Raw genomic sequence first — 18,127 nt, 5'->3', positions numbered from 1 at the left:
TATTGCCGTTAAACGCCTGTAGAAGAAATATGGCTTTCGAATACGTACTCGCCCGAGCCGATCTCGATTGCGAGCGACATTCCGGCACCCGATACAGGCTGGCCATCCATGCGGACGTCCGCTCCGGGTACGAAGACGGCTGCCGTCGCGCCTGCCGGCACGCGGACGTTCAAGCGGAAGCGGCCGTCAGGGGACAGCTTCCAGTCGGTCGACAGAACACCGTACAGCGACTCGTACTCCGCCTTCGCCTCGGTAAGCCGTCCGCCCGGAAGCGGCCGGACAATCGCGCGGCGGAAGCCGGGCTGCGCCGGATCGGCTTCGAGGCCCGCCATGTAGCGGAACATCCACTCGCCGACAGAGCCGAGCGAATAGTGGTTAAACGAGTTCATCGACGGCGTCTGGAAGCCGTTATGCTCGGTCCAGCCGTCCCAACGCTCCCAGATGGTCGTCGCGCCGTGCTTGATCGAATACATCCAGCTCGGGAACGCCTCCTGAGTCAACAGCGTATACGCCACGTCGAGCTGTCCGTTGTCCGTCAGCGAAGGCAGCAGATAGCCGACGCCGAGGAAGCCGGTCGACAGCCGGTTGCCCCGAGCGCGGATGTTATCGACGAGACGGGCGATCGCCAGCTCGCGAACGCGGCCTTCCAGCAGCTCGAATTGCAGCGCGAGCACGTATACGGTCTGCGTCTCGCCGTGGATGCGTCCTTCTTCGTCCACGAAGGCGCGGCGGAAGGCGGCGGCGATATCCCGGAACAGTGCGTCGTAATGCGCTTCGTCTTCCGTTCGGCCCAGCACGCCGGCAATACGCGACAGCAGCTTGGTGCTGTAAGCGAAATAGGCGGTGGCCAGCACTTCTTTAGGCGTATCCGCGTCGATCGACAGCCAATCGCCGTAGTTGGCGTAGTCCGGACGCACGAGTTCGTTCGTATTCGCCTTCAAATACTCGACCCAGCGAACCATCGCTTCGTAGTGCGTGTCCAGAATGCGCGTATCCCCGTACATCAGGTACAACGTCCAGGGAATGACAACGCCCGCGTCGCCCCATCCGGCATTGTCCGGCGCGAACCAGTTCAGGCGAGTGCTCCACATTTTGTGACGAATCCAGCCTGCATCCGGAGCAACGTCCGTGAAGGCGCCGGACGGCTGCTGAGCGTCGATCATATCCCACATAAATTTGGTGAAAAAGCGGGAGACGTCCATGTTATAGGAAGCCGTTCTGGCAAAAATCTGCGCGTCTCCTGTCCAGCCGAGCCGCTCGTCGCGCTGCGGGCAGTCTGTCGGTACGGACAGGAAGTTGCCTCGTTGACCCCAGACGATGTTCGAGTAGAGCTTGTTGACCATTTCGTCGTTCGTCTGCAGCCGGCCCGTGCGAGGCGTGTCGGAGTGAATGACCTTGCCGACGATCGTCTCCAGATCCGCTTCGCCCGGATAGCCGATCAGCTCTACATAGCGGAAGCCGTGGAAAGTGAAACGAGGCTCGTAGCTCTCCTCGCCTTCTCCTTTCAGAACGTAATGATCCTGCTGCACGGCGACGCGCAGGTTGTCCAGGTACAGCGAGCCGTCCGGGTTCAGCATCTCCGCATGGCTCAGCGTCACCTTCCGCCCGCGTTCCCCGCGAACCTTCACTTCCGTCCAGCCGACCATGTTTTGCCCCATATCGTAAATGTACGAGCCGGATTCCGTGCGACGAACGGAGATCGGCTTTAACGTCTCGGTAATCCGCACCGGCGGCTCGATCGAGGCAGTCAGCAATCCGTTGTAGCCGGGCCGAACGTCCGGCTGCTCCCAGCCCGAATCGTCGAAGCCCGGCCGATCCCAGCCGTCCAGCTCAAGACGGGCGTCGTACGCTTCTCCCTTAATCATATCGGAGTATTGCAGCGGACCGCGGTTCGTCCGCCAGGACGAATCGGTCGCAACGATGCGCTTCGTGCCGTCTGCCAACTCGATGTGGATCTGCAGGAGGAAAAACGGGCGCTCCCCGTACACCTTATCGCCCAGAAACCCGACGGTTCCGCAATACCAGCCGTCGCCCAGCACCGCGCCGACCGCGTTATCCCCTTCCGTCAGAAGACGAGTCACGTCGTAGGTTTGCACCTGCACCCGCTTGTCGTAATCGGTAAAGCCCGGCGCGAACAGATCGCCGACCTTCTCCCCGTTCACGCGCAGCTCGTACAGTCCGAGCGCCGTCGCGTAAGCGGTCGCTCTCTGAATCTTGCCTTCGACGGCAAAAGATTTGCGAACGTACGGTGAAGGCTGCATCTGAACGTTAGCTTCCGTCTTGCGGCCGATCCAGCCGGCTTTCCATTCGCCGCGGTCGAGCAGCCCCATCGTCCAGAATGCCGTTTCGCTCCAGTCGGACGGCCGATCTGCGCCGTCCCATACTTGCACCTTCCAATAATAGCAGCCTTCGGAAACAAGCGGCTTGCCGTCGTATTCGATCTGGATCTGACTTGAGGACGCGACTTTGCCAGAATCCCACTGATCTCCTTCATGGCGATCCAGCGCCTCCCTCGAGGAAGCGACGAGCACGCGATAGGCGCTCTGCGCGGCTCCCCGTTCCGTCGAATCCAGACGCCAGAACAGCCTTGGCTTTTTCTCGTCGAGTCCAAGCGGATTTACGACATATTCTGTTTTTAAGTGGACGACGCGCAGTGACATTTGGCGATTCCTCCGTGTTCCTGTATTGGTGTTGGCGGCACGCCGGCTTCCACAGTCGGCCGACGTCCGCAGCTTAATCGTCTCGCGACGTTTCTTCGGCGACGAGCACTGCTTTCACGGCGGCCTGCCAGCCTCGAATCAGTCGCTCTCGCGTATCCTTAGCCATATTCGGCGAATAAACCTTAACCTTGCGGTAAAAAGAAAACAGCTTCTCCCGATCCCACCATCCGAGGGCGAGCCCGCCCATATAAGCGGAGCCTAGCGCAGACAGCTCGGCCGCATCGGAACGGACGACCTCCGCATCCAGCAAGTCGGCCTGGAAGCGCATCAGCAGCTCATTGGCGGTTGCGCCTCCATCGACGCGCAGCTCGCGCAGCGGCTCGCCGGTCTCCGCCGACAGCAGCCGAACCGCGTCCGCGACCTGGAAAGCGATGCTCTCCAGCGCGGCGCGCAGCAGATGGCGCCGATCCGACGAGCGGTTCAGGCCGATGACGGCCGCACGAGCGCGAGCGTTCCAGTGCGGCGCGCCGAGCCCGACGAAAGCCGGGACGAGATATACGCCGCCCGTATCGGCAATCTCGGCGACGGCCGTCTCCAGCTCGGAATAATCGGAGAACAAGCCAAGCTCGTTGCGCACCCAGTTCAAGCAGTCGCCGGTAGAACGGATGACGCCTTCCAGCGCATACTCCGCTTTGCCGTCGATGCTCCAGGCAATCGCCGCAACCAATCCCTGATTGGCTTGTACCGGCTTGTCGCCCGCATACATCAGCACAGACGTTCCCGTGCCGTACGTGCCCTTGGCCATGCCCGGCAAGGTGCACTGCTGTCCGAACAGCGCCGCCTGCGAGTCTCCGATGACGCCCGCAATCGGCTTCGGAACCGGAAACAGCTCCGGCTCGTCCGTCATGCCGTACAGGGAATTGCTATCTCTCGCTTCGGGAAGCATGGACAGCGGAATGCCGAACCTCTCCGCCAATTCCTCGTCCCACATCAGCGTATGAATGTTGAACAATTGCGTCCGGCTGGCATTGGTGTAATCGGTTGCATGTACGCTGCCGCCCGTCAGCTTCCAGATCAGCCAGCTGTCGACCGTGCCTGCGGCCAGTCGCTCGGCCGGGATGCCGCCAGCGGCGTGATCCAGCAGCCAGCGCCACTTGCCTGCCGAGAAATAAGGATCGAGCGGAAGTCCGGTTTTGGAGGCGACGAGCGGCTCCAGCCCTTCCCGCTTCATCCGTTCGCACCAGCCGGCAGAACGGCGGCATTGCCAGACGATTGCATTGCCGACGGGCAGCCCGGTCTCGCGATCCCAGAGCAGCGCCGTCTCGCGTTGATTCGTAATCGTCAGGGCCGCGACCTCGTTTGGTCCGATGCCCGCCTGCTCCATCACGCCGCGAATGACGCCTTTAACGTTATCATACAGCTCTAGCGGATCATGTTCCACCCAGCCGTCCTGCGGATAAATTTGGCGATGTCCCAGCGAGCAGCGGTGCCGGATGCGTCCCTCCCGATCGGTCAGTACGGCTTTCGTGCCGGCCGTGCTTTGATCTACGGTGAGCAGATAGCGATCCAAGCCGCTCATTTCGCCTGTACACCGGTCCGCTTCAGCAATTGTTCGGCCAGCTCCTTGACGTGCTCCGCAGAAATCCCATAATGGCGGAACACTTCGGCCGTCTTGCCGGCGATTGCGGGCTCGTCGGGAATGCCTAGAATCCGCAGAGGAACGGGACAATGCTGCGCCGTCACTTCGGCGACGGCGGCTCCAAGCCCGCCGAATACGCTGTGCTCCTCAAGGGTAATGATCGCCCCCGTCTCTTCGGCTGCGGCGACGATCGCCTCCTCGTCGAGCGGCTTGATCGTATGCATATTCAGCACGCGAGCCCGAATGCCGTCCTGCGCCAGCAGCTCAGCCGCATCCAGCGCTACCCGCACCGTCTCGCCTGCCGCGATCAGCGTCAGATCGGTGCCGTCCTTCAGACGGACGGCTTTGCCAAGAACGAACTCGCGGTCGTCGTTCTCCTCGTACACGTCCTCGACCGGGTTCCGGCCGATCCGCACGTAGACCCCGCCTTCGTATTCGGCGATCGCCTTCGTCATCTTCTTCGTCTCGTGGCGATCGGCCGGAAGTACGACGGCCAACCCGGGGATGGCCCTCGTTACGGCGATGTCCTGCACGGAGTGATGGGACATGCCGAGCGCGCCGTAGGAGATGCCGCCGCTAATCCCGACCAGCTTCACGTTAGTACCCGAATAAGCGACATCCACCTTGATTTGTTCGATGCTTCGCATGCTCAGGAAGCATGCCGGGGAAGTCACGAACGGCGTCTTGCCGCTATGCGCCAGCCCCGCCGCAATGCCGACAATATTTTGTTCCGCAATGCCGGTCTCCACAAACTGCTCGGGGTAGCGCTTGGCAAACGGCGCCATGGCCGCCGAGCCGCGCGAATCGCTCGCCAGCACCATAATATCGCGATCGCTCTCGGCCAATTCGAGCAGCGCCTCGCACATCGCCTGGCGGTTCGGAATCGTATTAGGCATGAGTCCCGCTCCTTTCCTCTTCGCCTTCAAGCGCGGCCAGCGCAGCGTCGAGCTCCTCGTGCGCCTGCTTCAACTGATCGTCGCTCGGGACATGGTGATGCCATTCCGGTTTGTTTTCCGCAAAAGAAACGCCCTTGCCCTTGATCGTATTCGCCAACACCAGCGTCGGTTTGCCGTCCGCCTCCGGAGAGCCGCGAAGCGCCTTCAACAGTTCGTCGTAATCGTGTCCGTCCACGGTGACGACATGCCAGCCGAACGCCTCCCATTTGCGATCCAGCGGCTCCAACGCCATGACGTCTTCCGTGCTGCCGCTAATCTGCAGCCGGTTGCGGTCGATGATGCCGACGAGATTATCGAGCTTGTAATGGGCTCCCGCCATCGCCGCTTCCCAGATCGAGCCTTCGGCCTGTTCGCCGTCGCCCATCAGGCAAAATACGCGATAGGATTTGCCATCTCGCTTGGCGGCCAGCGCCATGCCGACCGATACGGCGAGGCCGTGGCCGAGCGCTCCGGTGTTCATCTCAATGCCGGGAACTTTATTATTCGGATGTCCGATCAGCCTTGTGCCGAACTGACTGAACGTGGCCAGCTCCTCCTGCGGAAAATAACCGAGATCGGCAAGAATGCACCATAGCGATTCTACGCAATGCCCCTTGCTCGCCACGAAGCGGTCGCGATCAGGCAGCTTCGGATGGTGCGGGTCGTGCTTCATCACCTCGTAATAAAGCGCCGTCAGAATGTCCGCGTTGCTGAGCGAGCCGCCGGTATGGCCGCCCTTCGCTCCATGGATCATCGTCAGCAGCTCCTTGCGGATTTGCAGCGATTTGCGTTTCAGCTCCAGTACAGTCGCCATCGTTACACACTTCCTCTCAGCCAAGCGCGAATCTGCTCTTCTGTCGGGTCGACCGGGTCCGGCGTGAGCCCCGGAATATACTGACAAGCTTCATATAGCGCCGGAATAACGTTGGCGTGGATGCCTACGGAATGATGCACGTACGGCCCCTTCACCAGCTTCTCCTCCCACAGCGGCCAATCGTTCACCTCTACCCATACATATGAGCCGCGCGTATAGGGTCCCGCAATCCCCTTCGCCTTGCCGAGGAACAACTGGTATTCGCCATTGTCGCCGTCAAAGCGAGCCAGCGTCATGCTGCCGCCGCGAATCTCGCCCTCGTGCGTGCCCGGCGAGTGATCGTCGAACAAGAAGTGCTTGCGCATTTTCGGCTTGTTTTCCACGCTGAGCGACACGGGAAAGTTCCCGCAGTGGAACAGCAGCTCCCCATTGTCGTTCTCCGGGTGACGGACCGTAATATCGGCGAAAAAGGTCGGCGCCTCGTTCATCGCCGCCGCCTGAACCATAACGGATGTAATCGCTCCGTGAATATCGGTCTCGCAGGTGACCGGAATTTGCTCGTCGGTCAGAATCGCGTTAGCCAGGCATGGCATAATGCCGATCGCATCCTGCAGCGCGGACCAGCATTGAATCGCGATGGCGGTGCTGCCGGAATCGACCGCCAGCTTCTTCATCGCTACCTTGAGCGCGGCCACCCGTTTGACGTCGTCCTCGGTCACTTCGGCGATGTCCAGCTTATCGCGAATGTATGCGATTGCTTCCGTCAGCTCGGGGCCGCCCGATTTCTCGACCTTCTTCGCCGCGTTCGTAATGTCCACCAGCGTAATCGGATGCAGCTCGATGCCGAAGCGCTCCAGCAGCTCGCCTTCGTTGCACATCATCGTCCAGAAAGAGGTCGGGCGAGGTCCGATCTGCAAAATCCGCAGGCTGCGGAAATGGCGCACGACATTGGCGGCCGCCACGAAGTTTTTGAAGCCGCGTTCGAAAACCGGATCGTCCAGACGGCTGTTCGTCACATAGGTGAAAGGCATCCCGAAACGGCGCAGCACCTTGCCGGTCGCGAACAGTCCGCACTGAGTGTCGCGCAGACGCATTCCGTTCTCGAGCGGCGCTTCGTCGCGCGGTCCCCACAGCAGCACCGGCTTGCCGATCGCCTTGGCGACCCGCGCCACCGTGTCCTCCGTACCGAAGTTGCAATGTGGAAAAAATACGGCGTCGACCTTCTCCCTCTGCAAATGCTCGGCAATCTGCTCCGCTCCGATCCGGTCGTCGTACAGCAGTCCTTCTTCGTTCAATCCTTCCAGATCGACGATATCGATATCCATTCCGAATGAGTCCATTTTGTTGCGGATCTGCACCTTGTACTTGAAGGCATCCTCCGCGCTGAACGTAAACCTGCGAGTCGGCGCGTATCCCAGTTTCAGCTTTTTCATGTTCAGCCTCTCTTCTCCGTTAGTAGCGTTTTCCGTTTGTCATCGTCAGCAGAACTAAACATTCAGATAACAACTAAACTAATTCGAAATAAACAATTTAGTTAGTTTAGCGCTTTACCCTATCGTATCATCCCTAAAATAGACCGTCAACTCGATTTTTAGCTGTAGTTTAGCTGATATAACTAAACAAATTAAGTTGTTAAGTTTATTCTGTTGCGCAAGTGGAAAGATTAGTAGTAAACTAAACTTAATGACGCAAGCTATACATTCAGTTGATAGAACGGAGAAAATCCGATGAGAATGGAAGATATCGCTAAAATCGCGCAAGTGTCCAAATCCGCCGTCTCTTTGGCGTTCAGCGGCAAGCCCGGCATCGGGAACGAGACGCGGGAACGCATTTTGCGCATTGCCCGGGAAATGGGCTATAACGCCAAGCCCCGCGTCACCGCAACGGTACAGGAGAAAAGCTCGAAACAGCTCGTATTTCTCGTTATCACCAATCTGGGGATTATATCGGAGGAATATTATCAGCAGCCCTTTTTCCGGGAACTGATTCATTTCGTCGAGGAGCGCTGCCGCTCCAAAGGATATTCCGTCGTTTTTTCATCCGTAGATATGGAGCATTTCGATCAGAGCATCCGCGCCGTTGCCGACGATCACCGCAACAGCGGAGTCATCCTGCTCGGCACCAATTTGAGTCGGGAACAGATCGCCTTCGTCGCGGACAAGCTGCCGCAGCTCGTCGTGCTCGACACTTGCTACGATACGCTGCCGATTCACTTCGTCGAAATCAATAATGCAATGGGCGCCTATCAAGCGGGTGCGCATCTGTGCGACATCGGCCACAAGGATATCGGCTACGTCGCTTCCAACGTGCGAATTCATAACTTCGAGGAACGCAAAGCGGGCTTTGCCGCCGCGCTTCGGGAGAAGGGCTTAGAGGTCGCGCCAAGCCGGACGTTCTCGGTCGCGCCGACGTTGTTGTCGTCGCAGGACTCGATGCGCCAACAGCTTGAGGGCTGCCTTCACGCCGAGGGCAAGCTGCCTACGGCGCTTTTCTGCGAGTGCGATTATATCGCCATCAGCGCAATGAAGACGTTGACCGAACTTGGCTATCGCGTTCCCGAGGACATTTCCGTCATCGGCTTCGACAACATCAACGAGTCCGTGATCGTGACTCCGGAGCTGACGACGATCCATGTCGAGAAGGAGAAGATGGCCCGACTGGCCGTCGATCTGTTGACCGATCCCGCCGAACACGGCTCCAATGCCCGCAGCAAAACCCGAGTGGACACCCGTTTCGTCGCTAGGCTGTCTACCTGCGCTCCGACCGCCGCTGTCGGGGTTGGCAGCTCAGGCTCGAAGCCCGGTTGAGCGCGATCTGGCAGGCCGTTCGTCGCCGCTTTCCAACACGATATGAAATTTCGAAATTTCGAATTTCCGCTCAAAAGAATTCGGCCCTCTTCGTCTATTTGAGACCAACTTGTACGATTAATCATACAAATCTGCCGCCCCGACCGCTCCAATGCCGTATTTTGTACGATCAATCCTACAAAATAGACGCAGCGCCCAACAAAATCGCGGCATTTGTACGGTTAATCATACAAAACCCATATTCTTCAAACTAAATACGTCACCTGTCTAAAAAAGAGAGTCTCTTTCATACCTTGCTGAACCGCTTAAAAAAGCTCGAATCCCTTTACACCTAGGGCTGCGAGCTTTTTTCTATGCGTTTAACGCGAGCTTTCCCGAAGATTGAAACTCGAAACTTGAAGCTCGAATCCCGAGGATCGAAACTTGAAGCTCGAAACTCGAAGTTCAAAACCCAAGCTCGAAACCCGAAGCTCGAAACCCAAACTCGAGTCCCGAGGCTCGAAACCCGAAGCTCGAAACTCTAAACCCAAGCTCGAATCCCGAGGCTCGAAACCCGAAACTCGAAACTCAAGCTCGAAACCCGAAGCTCGAAGCTCGAAGCTCGAAACTCTAAACCCAAGCTCGAATCCCGAGGCTCAAAACCCGAAACTCGAGGCTCGAAACCCGAAGCCCAGCCTAAAACTCCGCCTAAAGCTCCACCGCCCGGACAAACCTTCCTAAAATGCCGCCCGTTTGAGCAGGAATCCTCGCAATCGCTATGGTACGATTCCCCTATATTGATTGATGGAGGAGATTCGATGAACGTTCAACCTAAGCTCGGCATCCAGGGGCCGGTGCTCGGCTGGAACGATCCGTGGAATCGCGCCGGCTCCGGTCGGCTGATGCGGACCGGAACCGGCAGAATGATTCCGCCGCAGGAGCCCGACGTTGCGCCGGAGTCGTATATGGCGTTACTGAAGGAGCTGGGGGCCGAATTTTACGTCCACCACCTGTTTCCGGATTTGCAGGAGCTGCCCGCACTGATCGAGGACTGCCGGAAATTCGGCCTTCGTCTAGTCGTCGGCAACGAATACGGCAATATCAACGGTCCGTGGAGCGAAGGCGCCAATCGTTACGACATCCCCCCGGAGGCACTGCGGACGCTAGCAGACAGCGGGCTGCTGGAAGCGCTGCTGCTCGACGAGCCCGAGCATCTGCAGATCAACGCGGCACAATACCGCAAGAACGAATGGTTCCCGCACTGGGGCAAGCTGCAGGCGGACAGCCTGCAGGAAGCGCATGGGCAATTCGTAGAGAAGGTTCAAGAGGGGCTAGTGCCGCTAAAAGCAGCCTTGGAAAGTAAGCAGCCGGTTCTATCGGAACAGGTTTTCCCTACGCTGTTCCATGCCCAGGCGAGAGCCGGCATGACCCCGGCGCCGAAAATTATGAAGGAATCGTTCCATCCGCTCCAGCTCGGCACGGCGCTTGGAGCGGCGAAGCAATACGACCGAGCGCTCTGGATTTGCGCCGACCTGTGGGGACCGGACGTAGGGGCGTGGCCGACTCGCCTCTCCGGCTTTCCCGGACATTCGCCGACCGAGTTTGCTTCCGCTTTGCGGCTGGGTTACCATATGGGACCGTCTCATCTGTTCGTGGAAAATATAGACGGACTGCTTCTTACGGGTGAAGGAAGAAAGCTAGAATCGACCGTTTTCGGGGAGGAGTGGCTGCGGTTCGTGAGAGAGTATGTGCCTGCCCATCCGCTGCCTTACAATCATCGGCAAGCGCGAGCGACTGTCGCGATCGTTCACTCGGACGACAGCAATTACGGGCAGAACGAGCGGCCGTTCGGCATTCGAGAGCTTCCTATGCCCGAGCACAGCCAGTCGATCTTTCACGCCTGGCATTTGGCGACGCAAGGAGCCGTCCCCGCCCATGGCAGTTGTCTGCATATTCCCGGCTACAGCTTCCCGCGCCATGCGCTGCAGTTCAGCGAGCCGCCGGCGGAGTATCCGCTGAGGGAAGGCGTGCATGAAGAGAAATACGGCGAGCCGATCCATCCGTTGTTCCAGCCGGCGAACAGCGTTCTGGCCTTCGACGCCTATGCGACGGCTGAAGCGATCGGCGAGCCTGAGCTGATTCTGCTAGCCGGCAGTTACATCAGCGACGATACGTTGGCGGCTTGCCGCAGGCTCGCCGAACAAGGCGCGGCCGTCATTGCCGGCAGTTGGCTGCTGCCCGAAGAGCTGCGGCGCCCGCAGCGATGGAACGGAGGCGGTTGCTGGTTGCCGGTAGATAGCCTGCTCGGCGAAGACGCGCGAGAGCTAGCCGCTCCTTATCTCGGCTCCGACAAGCTGTGGCGGCAGCGCTTCGGCGAGCACACTGTCCGCATCTCCCCCGCTGACGAGAGAGGCTTCTCGCTTCATATTGAAATTGAATAAGTTTTCGGCTGCCCCATCAGTGAGGTCGTACAGATAATCGATCAAGAAAAAAGTGCATGTAACTCCTGAAGATTGCCACATACGTTCCTTAAATCACCTTATCAAGGGTTAACTCTAGAGCTTAGCCGTACAATGGGCCAAAAGCCGCACAAGCGCGGAAATCCGCGCTTTCTGCGTCCTTCGTGCCGAAGGCTCCCCACGCGCTCGGACGAAAAAGCTTCTTGGCGGGAACGTTATGCATATTGACCGGAATGCGCAGCAGGCTGGCCAACGTGATGAGCTCCCCGCCGATATGTCCATAGCTGACCGCGCAATGATTGGAGCCCCAGTTCTCCATGACAGTGTAGACTTCGTCAAACACCGGATCGCCCGGAATCAGCCTTGGCGCGAACCAGGTTGTCGGCCACGTCGGCGTCGTCCGGCTGTCCAGCTTCTCATGCACTTCCGGAGGTAGATCAAGCGTATACCCTTCCGCGAGCTGCAGCACGGGACCGAGTCCCTCCACCAGATTAATACGCGCCATCGTCACCGGCATGTTGCCGCGCGTCAAATAATCGGAAGAATAACCGCCTCCGGCAAATTGATCCCGATAAGTCGGACGCCAGGAAGTGGCGTTCAAGCATCGCTCCGCTTCCTCAGCGCCGATCTCCCAATGCGGCTTCATAACGGGCATTCCCTCCCGCTGTTGCTCCCCGGTCCCGTCGAGCGCTGCCGGACCGGAGTTGATTAAATGCAAAATGCCGTCCGAGGCCGGTCCCGTCAATTCGTAACCCGTCACCCGCTTCACGGCCTCCGGGCTCCAGTAGGTGCGCACATCTGCGAAAATTTGCGCCGCGTTCGTCAGCAGATGACCCATCAGCATTGTGACCGCATTTAAATTATCGTTCTCCGTCGCTACCGTATAGGGTTCACGAATTCCGTTCCAATCGAATGAGGAGTTCAGGATCGCTTCAAGGAAATCGGCACTCGGATAATGATCGGTCCATTCCCGTTGTCCCTGAAAACCGGAAGCGATCGCATTGTAGCCGTAGGCCTCTTCCTCATATCCCCGATCTGCCAATTTCGGGTTGCCGACCATCAGATCGCGCACGATCAAAGCCATCTTGACCGACGTCTCCCAATCGGCCTTCTTCCTGTTCGGGTCAAGCTGCGCCTTTAAGGGATTCGGATCTTCTCCTTCCCGGCAATGCTCTCGGACCCAGGCCATGGCCCGATCGAACTCCTCACCGTCGAATATGCCGTACTCGATGCGTCTTGTCACCTCCGTCATATCGACGTAGGCGTTTCTCATCCCGAGATACCGTTGGAAGAAAGTCTCGTTCACGATGCAACCCGCAATGCCCATCGACACCGAGCCGATCGACAAATACGTCTTCCCCTTCAGAAGCGCAAGAACCAGGCCGGCCCTTGCGAACTGCAGCAGCTTCTCCTGCACATCCGACGGGATGGAAGCATCGTCCAGATCCTGGACGTTCCGTCCGTAGATCTTGAATGCGGGTAATCCTTTCTGATTATGGGCGGCATGCAGCGCAGCCAGATAGACGGCACCGGGCCGCTCCGTGCCGTTGAAGCCCCAGATGGCATGGGGCAGCTGCGCATTCGTCTCAATCGTTTCCAACGGATAACACCAGCCGGAGGCCACCGAGACGATGACGCCGACGCCTTGCTGAGCGAAATAATTGGAGCATTGCGCCGCTTCCTTGACGCCGGAGATGCAAGTATCGTTGACCACGCATTGGACCGGCGACCCGTCCGGATAACGCAAATGTCGTGACAACAATTCCGCTACCCCGGCGGCCAATTCCAGTGTCATGTCCTTGAGTGCGGCTTTGACCAGCCTGCGACGATCAATGATTGGACGAATGCCGATCTTCGGAAAACCTGCCCCGTATCGATGCGAAGAGCTAGTCATTGGGAACCCCTCCCGTCCGAAAGGCCGTGCTTGCGCATCATTTCCCGAATGAAGCGGACGCCTTCCTTGACGAGTGTATTCCCGTCTGGCGCCAACTGCCTCCACACCCAAGTGTTCATATTGTCCGTCACGTCAACGAAGGATTCGAGCGCCGCATACCCTTGGTAATTCATTTCGCCCAACGCGCGGAACAGCTCGTCCCAGTTCACCAATCCGGTGCCTGGAATCCCGCGGTCGTTCTCGCACAGATGGAAGTGGTTCAATTGGTCTCCGGCAGTTTTGACCGCGTCATAGAAGCTCTTTTCTTCAATGTTCATATGATAAGAGTCGAGATGGATTTTAACGTTCGATTCTCCGATCCTCTCTTTCAGCTTCAGCGCCTGCCCGCAAGTATTCACCAAATTTGATTCGTAGCGGTTGACCGGCTCCAATCCGATCTGCACGCCGAAGGACTGCGCATATCGCGCAACCTCCCGCAAGGCTTCCGCCGAATACTCCCACTCCGCTTCCGCGGGCCTTGCCTTCCCCGATTTGACATGCTGGGAATAGACGACGCCGGACAGATTCGTTTTGCCGATTTCCGCTGTCGCCTGAACGCAAGCTTTCAAGTATTCCACGCCCTTGCGCCGAATTGCCGGTTCTTCGCTCGTGATGTCGGTACCTTCCAGCAGCACCGTGGACGTCACTGCGTCGAGTCCGGCGTCGTTTAATCTGGAACGCACGGCCGTGGCATCGAACGTGTCCAGCTTCATCAACGGAATTTCAATAAAATCGAGCCCCAGTTCCTTCACCCGATCGATCAGATGCAGGGTGCTGTTGCTCCATTGCGAGCACCAAGCGTAGGCATGAATCCCAAGCTTCATGAACGGAACCTCCCTATAGGTAACGAATCAGATTTTGCGAGGCGAGTATCCCCATATTGTCGATCGCGCTTACCGTCGACGCCGCGCAATGCGAGCCGATCACGAGATTGTCCAGTTCCAGCAAGCTTGTGTTGCGCGGCGGCTCTTCCTCGAAAACGTCAATGCCCGCTCCCCAAATCCGCCCCGTGTGCAATGCTTCGAACAACGCCTCTTCGTCGATCAGACCGCCGCGCGCGGTATTGACAACAACGGCTGTTTCCTTCATCAGAGCGAATTGCGCCCTTCCGATCAGATGGCGCGTGTCGTCCGTCAAGGGTAAATGAAGACTGATGAAATCTGCCTCTTTGAGCACCTCATCCATCGACTCCGTATAAACGATTCCGTGTTGCGCGGCATACGCCTCATCCCGGAACCGATCGAAAGACAGAATTCGCATATCGAAACCCGCCGCCCGGCGAGCTACGGCCTTGCCGATCTGGCCGAGCCCGATCAAACCGAGCGTCTGTTTGTGCATATCGACCGTCGTCCGCTTCGACCAATTACGTTGTCGGCAGGCCTTGTCGATTTCGTTCAGCTTTCGCGCTGAAGCCAGCATCAGCGCGATCGTAAAATCCGCAACCGCGTCGGTATTGGAGCCCGGGGTAACCGTAACGGCGATGCCGCGTTCCTCGGCATACCGCAAGTCGATGTTGTCCGTTCCGACTCCGTATTTAGAAATGACCCTGAGCCGCTCCGCACGCTCCAATACCTCCCGATCGAGCGGATCCACGCCGACGATAATGGCATCGGCGTCGCCGATCATCGAAACAAGCTCGGATTTCGTCATAATTCTGCCATAAGGATTCAGCGACACTTCGCATCCGTTGCGAAGCAGAATTTGCATCGGTTCATCGCTGTGCGCGGCGAACGAACGCGGTGTTACCACAACCTTGGACACTGAACTCACTTCCATTTCGGATTGTCTACGATGCTCGGGTGGCCGCCGTCAGGGTCCTCGACTACGATTTTCCGAAAGCCCTTCGTTTCGATCGTCCCGTAATCGTGCCCGGCGTCCGCGCGGAAAACATAGAACGTGATCAGCGGCTCCTTGCCCGTATTGATGCTGCGGTGCGCGTACCTCCCCGGCACATAGACCGCATTGCCTGGAGCAAAAGGCTGCGCATCCCATTCCCCTTCCGGATTCTCCATTAGCATCAGGCCGTGACCGCCGATGCAATAATACACTTCCGCCGTATCGAGCACGTTATGGTAATGCCCCTTGGTCATGTAGTACTCCGCGCCGACTTTACCCGGATAGACGATGCTAGTTCCGAAAGCCAAGTTTCCGTCGCTTTCGGGAATACCGAGTTCATGAAACTCGTAGGCCAATCGATCTCCTTCACCGATTGCGGCTCTGAACGCTTCATCGTCCGCATACATACCCGGCATCTGCGACAAAAAACGCCGCAAGGCCGGCTTATTGTCGGAAAGCCCGTTATTCAGGCTGAAATAGGCCGTGAACGGCTTGACGATTTCGTTTATAGTCATGTGTGACTTCCCCTCGTTCCTTGTTTCATGCCCTTACGCTTCGGTTATTGCGAAGCGTTCCGCAAATTCATCGCGATTTGCTCCAGACGACCGAACATCTCTCCGGTTATCTCGATATGGAAAACCTCCTGTATAACCTGGGTCCAGCCGTGGATAAAGTAGATCCATCCGTCCTCCACATGCAGCCGCTTTAGTTCCCGTTGGCGCAGCGCCTGGTGCATGAAGTCCAGCGCGCCGCGATAGTTCAGCTCCCATACGAGGCTGTCCGCAGGAAATTCCGCTTCATCCGTCAACGGCGATCCGGGGCGGTCTTTCCCGAGGCCGGTCGCATTAACTACAAGCGAATTGGGCGGAAGCTCCCGCAGAACGTTGTCGTTGTCCTCCGGCTCCGGGCATAGACGGTATTCGAATTGGACCGGCGTGTCGATCCTGCCCAGCAGCGCTTCCGCCGACTCGAGTCTTGCGCGGCTGCGGTTCGTCAGGATGATTGTGTCCGGCACGTCATCGCTTCGTTCCTTGTCCCTCCGTGTCAAATAGGAGCTGATGGCGAGTGCGCTTCCGCCCGCTCCCATCAACATGGCGTGTCCGCCGCGGCGCCAGAAACCTTCCGGCACGAACGCCTCCTTCGACAAGCCGCTGGAGATCGGATCTTTGGCGTGAGCTGCCAGTGAGGCTCCGTTCTTGGAAATGGACGAAACCTCCTCAAATCGGCGGGCGTAATCGTCAATTTCCCCGAACAGATCGGCTGCGGCGTGATACAGATCGATCTTGTGCGTCGTCACAAGCGCCCCGAGCGACAGGAGGTCCTCTTTAATGAAGCGGACGCACGCTCTGTATAGTTCCGGGTCGGCGTGGATGCCGATATCGATGCCTTTGATCTGCGCATCCTTCAGCCCCAGCTCCCGGGCCCAAAGCGGAAACAGCTTCATAATGGATGATTGCGCCGTCGTGACGCCAATAAAGTACATCGTCGGCGCTTGCGCCGGTGTCGGAAGCTTCATATCCGTCTCCTCTTCTTCATCTTTATTTCAAGTTCCGATACAGTTCGGTCAAGCATTCGATTGCCGTCCGGTAGCGGGCCGCATGCTTGGCATACAGGAGGTGTGCGGAATAGTCGGGGCTGAAGGCGGTCTCCGGTATGGCCATGCGTTCGGCGGCAGCGGCCATATCGGGATAAAGTCCCACGCCGTAACCGGCGATGACGGCATTGGCGATCAGCGCCGTATCTTTGACCTTCAACGTTTCGTAAGGGATGCCCAGCACATCCGCTTTAATGCGGTTGAACAAAGCGCTTTTGGCCCCTCCGCCGACGACCCGCACCCCAGTATAAGCCACTTCCCCCGCCAATCCCGTCAACGTGCGAAGATAAGAATGGTACTCGTAAGCGATCGACTCCAGGATGGAGCGATACAGGGCTCCGCGTTCGTGCGCCCATTCCATACCAAGCCATGCGCCCCGCAGATCGGGATTGTTCGGACATACCCTGCCGCCGAAATGCGGAACAAACAGCAGTCCCCCGCAGCCGGCTGCAACCGCTTCGGCGGAGCTGTTTAAGTCGGCGTAACCGAGCCGCCCCCCCTCTTCCGGATGGCCCCAATGATCGCGGAACCAGGATAGGCATTGCCCGCCGCCATTGATGTAGGCAAGCGGAGTCCATAGGCCCGGCAGCACGGAACGCGCATAGATCAGTGTTTTACCGGCCGTATCCGGCGTATAGGCGTCCACGCAGCAGGACAGCACGGAAGCCGTCCCCGCTACATCGAACAACTGACCCGGCCTCACGATTCCCGCGCCGAGCGTCGCGGCCGCTGTATCGCCGCAGCCTGCCACAATCGGAGTACCGGTCATCAGCCCTGTCTCCCTGGCGTACGTTTCCGTCAAACAGCCGATCGTTTCCCACGGACTTACGATCCGCGGCATTTGCTCCGCCTCGATGGAGAAGGCTTTCAACAATTCGCCTGACCATTCCCCTTCGGAGGTATGGGCAAATCCGGTAAAATGCAAATGAGTATGGTCGATATAAGCCTGTTCGGCACGCAATCCGGCAAGTTTCCCGGCGATGTATGCGCTCGGAACAACAAATTTCCTGATCCGTTTGTACACGTCCGGCCGTTCATGACGCCACCACAGAATCTTGGGTCCGTGCGAATAAGTCACCGGACAGCCGGTTATTCGGACGATGTCCTCTTCTCCCCAACTTCTAACCATCGGCATGTAGGCTTCGCAGCGGGTATCCAGCCAGGAATCATAGGGCGTCACCGGGTCCCAGTCTTCATCGATTCCGATGATGCCGGCCATCTGGCCATCAAGCGAGATGGCCGCAATTCGGTTGGCGGATACCCCCGATTGCTGCATCACCGCTTGAATTCCTAGCACGACCGAAGCAAACATCTCTTCCGGATCTTGCTCGACGTGCCCGCCAGCCCGTTTGTACAGAACGGAAGGATGAAAGGAAGAGGCGACGATCTTTCCCCTCTCATCCAGCAAGGCGGTCTTTGTTCCCTGTGTGCCGATATCCGCTCCGATTACGTATGGCATGCGGCAAATCCC

At 58.2% G+C, this 18,127-nt stretch carries 13 protein-coding genes; 2 read left to right on the top strand and 11 right to left on the bottom strand.

Annotated features, from left to right (window positions below; translation table 11 throughout):
* Positions 1 to 8: 8 nt before the first annotated feature.
* The 5 genes from DFP98_RS16630 to DFP98_RS16610 all read right to left on the bottom strand — a co-directional run bounded on the left by DFP98_RS16630 (position 9) and on the right by DFP98_RS16610 (position 7,481).
* Positions 9 to 2,660 carry an alpha-L-rhamnosidase gene (locus DFP98_RS16630; protein WP_116061730.1) on the bottom strand — a complete coding sequence of 884 codons (2,652 nt, stop codon included), beginning with the start codon at positions 2,658 to 2,660 and terminating at the stop codon, positions 9 to 11.
* 73 nt (positions 2,661 to 2,733) lie between these two features.
* Positions 2,734 to 4,239: an FGGY family carbohydrate kinase gene (locus tag DFP98_RS16625; protein ID WP_116061729.1), complete on the bottom strand. Its 1,506-nt coding sequence runs from the start codon at positions 4,237 to 4,239 to the stop codon at positions 2,734 to 2,736.
* Positions 4,236 to 5,195: a transketolase family protein gene (locus DFP98_RS16620; RefSeq protein WP_116061728.1), complete on the bottom strand. Its 960-nt coding sequence runs from the start codon at positions 5,193 to 5,195 to the stop codon at positions 4,236 to 4,238. The genes DFP98_RS16625 and DFP98_RS16620 overlap by 4 nt, the downstream gene beginning before the upstream one ends.
* Entirely contained in the window at positions 5,188 to 6,048 is an 861-nt protein-coding gene (locus DFP98_RS16615; RefSeq protein WP_116061727.1) for a transketolase, read from the bottom strand. Before DFP98_RS16615 ends, DFP98_RS16620 begins: the two co-directional genes overlap by 8 nt.
* A 2-nt stretch (positions 6,049 to 6,050) precedes the next feature.
* The gene (locus DFP98_RS16610) at positions 6,051 to 7,481 is read right to left on the bottom strand and encodes an L-fucose/L-arabinose isomerase family protein (protein ID WP_116061726.1); all 1,431 of its coding nucleotides are present in this window, start codon (positions 7,479 to 7,481) and stop codon (positions 6,051 to 6,053) included.
* Positions 7,482 to 7,775: 294 nt separating this feature from the next.
* Here DFP98_RS16610 and DFP98_RS16605 point away from each other — a divergent pair, with 294 nt between their 5' ends.
* Together DFP98_RS16605 and DFP98_RS16600 are read left to right on the top strand one after the other, a co-directional pair.
* Positions 7,776 to 8,855 (top strand): LacI family DNA-binding transcriptional regulator, encoded by a 1,080-nt coding sequence (locus tag DFP98_RS16605; RefSeq protein WP_116061725.1) that lies wholly within the window; start codon positions 7,776 to 7,778, stop codon positions 8,853 to 8,855.
* A gap of 797 nt (positions 8,856 to 9,652) precedes the next feature.
* Positions 9,653 to 11,275, top strand: a complete 1,623-nt coding sequence (locus DFP98_RS16600; RefSeq protein ID WP_116061724.1) for a hypothetical protein — start codon at positions 9,653 to 9,655, stop codon at positions 11,273 to 11,275.
* Positions 11,276 to 11,396: 121 nt separating this feature from the next.
* Here the strand turns inward: DFP98_RS16600 and DFP98_RS16595 are convergent, their stop codons facing one another.
* From DFP98_RS16595 to DFP98_RS16570, 6 genes are read right to left on the bottom strand one after another with little or no spacing between them, the layout of a single operon-like run.
* Entirely contained in the window at positions 11,397 to 13,187 is a 1,791-nt protein-coding gene (locus DFP98_RS16595) for an L-fucose isomerase (RefSeq protein ID WP_116061723.1), read from the bottom strand.
* Complete coding sequence (locus tag DFP98_RS16590) at positions 13,184 to 14,050, bottom strand: sugar phosphate isomerase/epimerase family protein (RefSeq protein ID WP_116061722.1); 867 nt, start codon at positions 14,048 to 14,050, stop codon at positions 13,184 to 13,186. The genes DFP98_RS16595 and DFP98_RS16590 overlap by 4 nt, the downstream gene beginning before the upstream one ends.
* Before the next feature lie 13 nt (positions 14,051 to 14,063).
* Positions 14,064 to 14,987 carry a phosphoglycerate dehydrogenase gene (locus DFP98_RS16585; RefSeq protein WP_246016572.1) on the bottom strand — a complete coding sequence of 308 codons (924 nt, stop codon included), beginning with the start codon at positions 14,985 to 14,987 and terminating at the stop codon, positions 14,064 to 14,066.
* 5 nt (positions 14,988 to 14,992) lie between these two features.
* A complete protein-coding gene (locus DFP98_RS16580; RefSeq protein ID WP_116061720.1) occupies positions 14,993 to 15,577 on the bottom strand; it encodes a glucose-6-phosphate isomerase family protein in 585 nt (194 codons plus the stop codon).
* Positions 15,578 to 15,621: 44 nt separating this feature from the next.
* Positions 15,622 to 16,578 (bottom strand): shikimate dehydrogenase family protein, encoded by a 957-nt coding sequence (locus DFP98_RS16575; protein WP_116061719.1) that lies wholly within the window; start codon positions 16,576 to 16,578, stop codon positions 15,622 to 15,624.
* 22 nt (positions 16,579 to 16,600) lie between these two features.
* A complete protein-coding gene (locus tag DFP98_RS16570; RefSeq protein WP_116061718.1) occupies positions 16,601 to 18,115 on the bottom strand; it encodes a xylulokinase in 1,515 nt (504 codons plus the stop codon).
* Positions 18,116 to 18,127 lie beyond the last annotated feature (12 nt).

Source organism: Cohnella phaseoli, from assembly GCF_003386235.1.
Lineage (GTDB): Bacteria > Bacillota > Bacilli > Paenibacillales > Paenibacillaceae > Cohnella > Cohnella phaseoli.
The sequence above is the reverse complement of the archived record's forward strand: the minus strand, read 5'-3'. Positions and strand labels throughout refer to the sequence as shown.